Raw genomic sequence first — 3,747 nt, 5'->3', positions numbered from 1 at the left:
TTTTGGAGCGGGTGAGCTTGATGAACATGCCGCAAGTATAGCGCAACACCCCAATTGCGCCACTACAAAGCATTCATGCAGTTGCCACCACAAAACTTCCGCAAAAATGTGCATAAGTCGTTGATTCACATGGAAACGGCTTCACCAAAAATGCGAAATCGGCATTTTGGTGTCGAACTCGGGGGGCCACCCCATTGCCGCACGACGCAATCACTGACGCGGGAACGGAAGGCAAGCGCGCAGGTCTGGCGGACACCTTCAAAGCGTTCTTCGTCGCACTGGAAGAGTCAAGCAGACGCAACCATGGCTTTTTGCCGAACGCATTCGAGCTCACTGACCAAAGCATGGCCAGCTTGTTGAGTTGCGCATTAGGCCTTGGCCCAGAAAAAATTGTCGACTCCACCTACGTCAAGCGACTTCGCCAACGGCAAAGAGAACGCGCCCGGCAAGCATGACGTCCTCCATCAGTGCAGTACGACAGTGCGAGAAAGCCTTGAAGCCGTTGCGGCAACGCGGCAACCCGTAACACCGTGTCCGCCGTCCGACTCCACATGTGCCGGTCATAACCTAGTGCTGCCAAATTTCTAACCTGGGTCGATGTCTAAATTTGGCTTCTTGGAGAGATGGAAGGCTGGATGACTCACTCTGCTACATCAAGGCAATGTTCTCTTCGATGCGAGCCAGAAGTGCGTCAAAGTCTGGTTGCCCTTGGTAGTACAGCGCCTGAGTCTTCCTGTACTCAGTGGCAAAGCGCTTGCGCTCGTCAGCATCCTTCAGGATGAATGCCGGATTGCTGGCAATCACCAACTCATCCCCCGTGCGAAAGCGCTGCTTCTTGCGCTCCTGGTATGCAGGATCCTTCATGAACGTCTGGATCTCATCCAACTGCAGCAAGCAGTACACATCGTAGTAGTGGCGCAAGAAGTTCGCAGGGAACGCCTGTGCCTCACCCAGCTTCCGGTACTTGGTCGAAATCGTCTGAAGCTTCTCGACAAAGGTGTGGGTGGGCGCATAGCACGGCACGTCGATGGCCCTGTTATCCATTACAGAGATGCCGCGTGCGCTTGCTGTGTCCCACGCCCAGGACGAGATCGTCACCGGGCGGTTGGGTGCCGTGTCATCAAAACCGAGCTCTAGCAATATCCCGTCTTTGACACCTGCCAATGGGGCGGTGCGCGCCGCGTAAGAAAGCCGGATGCCACCGCTGCGCATCTTCTCATCGTCGAAATCTTCATCACGAGCGACTTGAACAATGCCCGGCATTTTTATTTCGACGGCCAGCCAGTCATAGAAAGCTCGGCGGGACGCGACATGGGCGGCCTTATCCTGATTGCGGCCGGTCTTGACGTCCAAATCTGTGGGTGGCTCGATGCGGATGTCGATGTCCTCCGAGAATCGATGGATGACACCAAACCCCTTGGACAAGGATGTGCCGCCCTTGAGCTCGAAGTTGAACCCCTGAGTTCGCAGCCCCCAAAGGCAATGCATGATCCAGTAGTCCTTCTCGACCAATGTCGGATCAAGGCTTCGCTCATCAGCGACAACGGCAAGCAGGTCACTGAAGTCCTTTCGGTCATGCAGAAATTCAGGCATTCAGCCAACCTTTGGTGCGCTTGCGGGTGGCCACGGAGCCAAATGTCGAGAGTGCGCGTTTGAGCTTGTCGGGGTCAAACGATGGCAGCTTGCTCTGTGCTTGCCGCAGGACTGCGTCACGATCTTCAGCCAACTGCTCAAGATTGTTGAGTAGATCGACAAACAAAAACTCCGGCGTGAGCTTTTTGGGGAAACGTGGTTTCACCCGGAAATCGAACTGCCGATTGCCGAGCTTGAACACGCCATGCCGCTTGTGGTTGTAGACCAGCGTGCGGTTGTAAAGCTGCGTTGTACCCAGGCCCACTGCGTTGTATGCCGACGGCGAGAAAACAAGAAATTCGGTATCGCGCAGGAAACTGCCAACCACTTCAGCATCCTCGGGCGGCACGGGCCCATAGCTGGACACCTTCGGCACGTAGTACATCCCCTGCGCCAGCTTCTTCACTCGACCTTCTTTGACCAATTCGCGCACGTGACGGTCTACCGCCGTGCTCATTTCAGCCAAATCCTCCCGCCGGTACACCCGCCCAGGACGCAGCGAAGCGGCCAACCGCTCAGCGGCGCCACTCACCGGCCTCTCAGAAGCAACCGAAACAGCAGTCATGACAGAATTCTCATTGAAATTTCATGCAATCTTAGGGCTAAACTGGGGGGCTTGCAAGTTCAGGCCCGTTTGCCGGTCTGACAGCTCCCACCATCCAGCAGAACAATGGCCTCAACCGATCAGATTGACCTCGTGTGCCATCGATGCGTGTCCGATGAGATGCTCGTCGCCGAGATCAAGCAATCCGGCAGCAAAGCCAAATGCACGTTTTGCGGCCGTCGCGGCGCAAAAACCTGGAGCATCCAGACATTGGCCGACCGCATCGAACCGGTGTTTCACGAAAACTTCGTACTGAGCCCCAGCGCGCCAGAGGGATACGAACTGTTCCTCCACATGGACAAGGAAAGCACATACGAGTGGACCCGGGAGGGCGAGCCACCGAACAAGGTCATCCAGTCCATGGCGGGCATCACAGAAGAAATCGCAGATGCGGTCATTGCTGAGCTTGACAGCCGACGACACTGGCACCACCACGACGACCCGAGCGAAGAAGATCCATTCGGATATGAGGCCTGCTACGTGCAGACGGTTGCGGATGGACATCGCTTGCAGCAATGGTGGGAATCGATCAAGGAAGACGTCACCCACAAGTCAAGGTTCTTCAGCTCAGCCGTCTTGCAGTTCCTGACCACCATCTTCGATGGCCTGGAGCACCTTGAAGGCCACCATGGACCAGCCGTCATCACCAAGGGCACCGATGCCCTGCTCTACCGCGCACGAGTGGCCAAGGACCACGGTGAGGTGACGCAGTTTTTGCTGAGGCGGGAAACCGAACTGAGTGCACCACCGAGGAAAGTTGCGCCGGCTGGTCGCATGAATGCTGCTGGCATCAGCGTTTTTTATGGCGCGACCGAAGTAGCCACCTGCATTGCAGAGGTCCGTGCACCCGTCGGGTCTTCGGTGGTTGTGGCTGGCTTCAGACCACTGAGGCCCCTACGACTAGTGAACCTCAAAGCATTCGACCGCCTGTTCGCGCGGGGCAGCATGTTCCACCCAGGCTTTCAGCAAGAAGCAGAACGGTTTGCCTTCATGCGACGCCTGTCCTTGCAGCTGTCCGCACCGGTGCTGCCTTCTGACGAAGCCCTTGACTACGTGATCACCCAAGTGATTTGCGAATATTTGGCCACCCTTCAACCTCGACTCGATGGGCTGATCTACCCGTCAACCCAAAGTGGAGGAGAAGGATCCAACGTGGTGCTTTTCAGTCATGCCTGCAAAGTGATGCCACCTGACGCACAGACCACACGAGACGAAGTGACCGTCATGCAAATGAGCGACGAGGCTGATGACGTCGAATATGTGGTGCACTTGACCTCGGTGGCAGACGCTGTCCCCACGACAGGCAACGACGACTCCCCTATCGATGAAGCCCTTCTTGAACAGGGCTTCGCTGGCTGGGTTCCGCATGGGCCCGCCCGAGTTCGACACCAAATGCTGTAAGTGGTTGATTTGACTAGGTTGACCTAGTCAGCGTGCCACTACAGGAGGGATAACTGGAGTTCGTTGCTGAGCTTTTTGACCTTCAAGGCGGCCATGGTGGCGGCCTGATC

Annotated in this window: 3 protein-coding genes; 1 reads left to right on the top strand and 2 read right to left on the bottom strand. The window is 56.4% G+C overall.

Annotated elements, in window-relative coordinates:
* Nucleotides 1-648: 648 nt before the first annotated feature.
* The gene (locus tag ABG80_RS20840; protein ID WP_058089457.1) at nucleotides 649-1,593 is read right to left on the bottom strand and encodes a nucleotidyl transferase AbiEii/AbiGii toxin family protein; all 945 of its coding nucleotides are present in this window, start codon (nucleotides 1,591-1,593) and stop codon (nucleotides 649-651) included.
* Nucleotides 1,586-2,197 (bottom strand): hypothetical protein, encoded by a 612-nt coding sequence (locus ABG80_RS20835; protein WP_058089456.1) that lies wholly within the window; start codon nucleotides 2,195-2,197, stop codon nucleotides 1,586-1,588. Before ABG80_RS20835 ends, ABG80_RS20840 begins: the two co-directional genes overlap by 8 nt.
* A 159-nt stretch (nucleotides 2,198-2,356) precedes the next feature.
* Between ABG80_RS20835 and ABG80_RS20830 the strand changes: the two genes are divergently transcribed.
* Nucleotides 2,357-3,637 carry an RES domain-containing protein gene (locus ABG80_RS20830; RefSeq protein ID WP_058089455.1) on the top strand — a complete coding sequence of 427 codons (1,281 nt, stop codon included), beginning with the start codon at nucleotides 2,357-2,359 and terminating at the stop codon, nucleotides 3,635-3,637.
* The last annotated feature ends 110 nt before the right edge of the window (nucleotides 3,638-3,747 follow it).

Source organism: Aquabacterium parvum, assembly GCF_001447195.1.
In the GTDB taxonomy this organism is placed as follows: domain Bacteria; phylum Pseudomonadota; class Gammaproteobacteria; order Burkholderiales; family Burkholderiaceae_C; genus Aquabacterium; species Aquabacterium parvum.
The sequence above is the reverse complement of the archived record's forward strand: the minus strand, read 5'-3'. Positions and strand labels throughout refer to the sequence as shown.